This is a genomic window from Archangium sp., from assembly GCF_036388035.1.
Taxonomy (GTDB): Bacteria; Myxococcota; Myxococcia; order Myxococcales; family Myxococcaceae; genus Archangium.
Map to the genome: position 1 here is coordinate 1 of NZ_DASVSO010000461.1, position 3,218 is coordinate 3,218.

Annotated in this window: 3 protein-coding genes and 1 pseudogene; all 4 read left to right on the top strand. The window is 67.2% G+C overall.

The window, feature by feature from the left end; translation table 11 throughout:
• A pseudogene (locus tag VF697_RS18470) lies at positions 1 to 299 on the top strand (beta-ketoacyl-[acyl-carrier-protein] synthase II); the annotation flags it as partial.
• A complete protein-coding gene (locus VF697_RS18475; protein WP_331096787.1) occupies positions 296 to 1,465 on the top strand; it encodes a beta-ketoacyl synthase N-terminal-like domain-containing protein in 1,170 nt (389 codons plus the stop codon). The pseudogene VF697_RS18470 and the gene VF697_RS18475, both read left to right, overlap by 4 nt.
• A 614-nt stretch (positions 1,466 to 2,079) precedes the next feature.
• A complete protein-coding gene (gene lepB, locus VF697_RS18480) occupies positions 2,080 to 2,634 on the top strand; it encodes a signal peptidase I (RefSeq protein WP_331096789.1) in 555 nt (184 codons plus the stop codon).
• 122 nt (positions 2,635 to 2,756) lie between these two features.
• Positions 2,757 to 3,218 (top strand): serine/threonine protein kinase (locus tag VF697_RS18485; protein WP_331096791.1); only part of this gene is annotated, 462 nt, incomplete at its 3' end.

Below are 3,218 nucleotides of genomic sequence, written 5' to 3' on the forward strand. Positions count from 1 at the left end.
AGGTTAAGGCCATCCGGGGGGCACTCGGTCCGCACGCCGAGACCGTCGCCGTGAGCTCCATCAAGGGCGCGGTGGGGCACCTGATGGCCGCGTCGGGCGCGGTGGAGATCGCCGCGAGCCTGCTCGCCTTCGAGCGCGATCTGCTCCCGGGCACGGCGCACCTCCAGGAGCGGGATCCGGAGTGCGACCTGGACATCATCGGCCCCATGCCCCGATCGGCACGGGTGGACGTCATTCTCTCCAACTCCTTCGGCTTTGGTGGGCAGAACGTCACCGTGGCGCTCGGGAGGGTGTCATGAAGGCGGCGGTGACGGGCTGGGCCTGGCGGACGCCGCTGGGCGTGACGGTGGAGCAGGGTGTAACTCGACTGCTGGCGGGCGAGCGCGCGGCCCGGCCTCCGGAAGGCTTGCCGGCTGATGCGTATGCATGCCGCCTGGTGGCGCCGCTCGGGGTGCAGCCGGCGCGGTCTCGGGAGGGGCGCTTCCTGCGCCGGATGGGGCGCTTCGCCCTGGAGGTGGCGCGCGAGGCGGCGGAGCAGGCGGGCGTCCAGGGAGGGGAGCGTGTGGGCCTCTTCGCGGGCTTCGGCGGGCTGCGGGCGCACTGGGAGGAGATGATGCCCGCGCTCGAAAGGCAGACGCCGGAGGGCCGCGAGTCCTGGGAGCGCGGGCTCAAGGGACTGCACCCGTTCTGGATGCTCCAGCACCTGTCGAACAACGCACACGCCCTGGTCTCCATCGCGCTGAATGCGCGCGGGGAGGGGATGACGTTCGGAGGCGCGAACGCGGGGGCGCAAGCACTGGCTTCGGCACAGCGAGCGCTCGCGGCGGGGGCGGTGGACGTGGCCATCGTGCTCGCGGAGGAGACGCTGCTGGAGCCGGAGGTGCTGGTGGAGCTGGGCGCGAGCGGCGCGGCGAATCGCGCGGGCCTGGAGGCGCTGGAGCCCCCCTACAGCGCACGCGCGGCGGGTTTCGTCCCTGGCGAGGCGGCGGCGGCGGTGGTGCTGGAGCCGGTGGAGCGCGCCGGGAAGCGGGCACTCGCCTGGGCCGAGGCCGCGGACGGAGCGGACGGCAGCAAGGGGTCTCCACGTCCGGAGACCCTCGCCCGGGTGGCCTCACGTCTGGTGACGCCCGGAATACGGGTCATCGACGGAGCGGCTCGCGCGGACGTGGCGTTCGACGCGGCGGAGCGCGAGGCCCTCGCGGCGCTCGTGGACGAAGGTGCCTGTCTGACGGCAATGGCCTCCGCGATGGGGCAGCTCGGCGCGGCGGCCCCCGTGGTCCAGCTCATCGCGCTGGCGAGCTGTCTGCGCCGGGGCCTGCTGCCTCCCGTGGCCGGATTACGCGAACCAGCACCGGGCGCACTGCGGCTCCTCATGAAGGCCGAGGAGACGGAGGCGAACGCCGCGCTGGCTGTTTCCGTCGGGGCACCAGGACTTGCGGGGGCGGTTCTTGTCGAGGTCCCATGAGGGTGACAGGCCCTTCAGGCCAGACATGAGCGAGGCTCCTTCGATGCAGACCGAGCGCTCGATGCATCTGTTCTCCTGGCGAGGCTTTCTCGGGCTGGGATGATGCAGGGGAAGCGCTTCTTCACGCAGGGCGGCCGGCGCGGCCTCACGCAGGTAGCACTTGGGTCCCACTCCGCACAGTTTCGCCGTCTCGATAAGGGCCTGGAAATGAAAAACCGGGCTGGGGACCTCGGGGACTCCAGCCCGGTTTTCATTTCAGGACTCCGCCAGGAGGGAACTCAACAGCTGGAGTCGCATGTGCGGCTACACACCGTACCGCAGGACTGGTCGCAGGCCTCCCAGGTATCAAGGGTGCAGGCCTCCATGCATTCGTCATAATTAGGGGAACACTTCGAGCAGCATGTCCGAGCGGCCGTCTCCTCGCTGCCCACCGTCGCGGTTCCGACAGCCACGGCAGCTCCGAGCAGCAAGCCAATGAGTCCAATCTTCAGGGACTTCATGTTATTGCCTCCTGTTGCGTGGTTTGCTCTTCATGGGATGTCCCGGTCCGAAGGGACGTCCCGTCTTTCAGTCTACACAGTTGACCACTGAGCTTGATGAGAAAAACCAACGCAATGGCTCATGCCGGGGAAACTGGAAACCTTCAGAAACGCCACCTCTGGAAGGCGGGGCTCGCGGGAGCATTGCTGGTATGGGCGCTGGTGCTGCGAGGCTTTGTCGTCCAGCCACAGCTCATCGTGTCCGACTCGATGGCACCGACGCTGGCCGTGGGAGATCGGCTCGTGGTGGACAAGCTGTCCTACCGGCTCCACCTCCCCAGGGTCGGGGACATCGTCGTGTTCGAGCCGCCTCCAGCGCTCGCGCGCTCGGGCTCCCTCCAGGAGTCCATCGCCATCAAGCGAGTCATTGCCCTGCCCGGTCAGGAGGTGCAGGTGCGGGACGGGCAGGTGCTTGTCGATGGGACGCCGCTCCGGGAGCCCTACGTCGCGGCGCCTCCGGCCTATGCCTGGGGACCCGCGAGCATTCCCGAGGGCATGCTCTTCGTCCTGGGCGACAACCGGAATGTCAGCAGTGACTCCCACATCTGGGGCCTCCTGCCAACACAACACGTCAAAGGACGGGCCTGGCTGCGATTCTGGCCTCTGGCTCGCGCCGGCCTCATCCCTTGAACCACTGAGTCTCCGAGGGTTCCTTCTGGTGGGACAACAGGAGTTCTCTGGTTCTGCTACACTCCGCGACTTCGGAGGTAGCACTCGTGGGACTTGTCTTCAGGCACCCAGAACCGGGGGAAATGGTCGGCGACTACCGCATTTTGGAGAAGATCGGCTCTGGTGGCTTCGGCACCGTCTTCAAGGCGGAGCGCTCGGGTCTGTTCTTCGCCGTGAAGATGCTTCGGTCGAGTGAGCTTGGCGCACGCGAGCGGCGGGAGATCGGCATCCTTCTTCTCCTGGAGAACCCCTGTGTCGTTCGCTTTCGCGCGTGCGATAGGTGGCTCGATCCGAAGATCGGGACTCCCTACATCGTGACGGACTTTGTGTCCGGCATGACCTTGGAGGAGTTCGCCGAAGTGGAGAACCCATCGGCGCGCAAGTCTGCTCGCATCACGCTGGAGACCGCTCTCACCCTCGGAGAAGTCCACCTCCAGGGTGTCTTTCATCGAGACCTGAAGCCCGAGAACATCATCATCAAGGGCAAGAACGAGCGGCCCGTGCTGATCGACTTCGGAGTTGGCTCGTACGTCGGCGCTCCCATC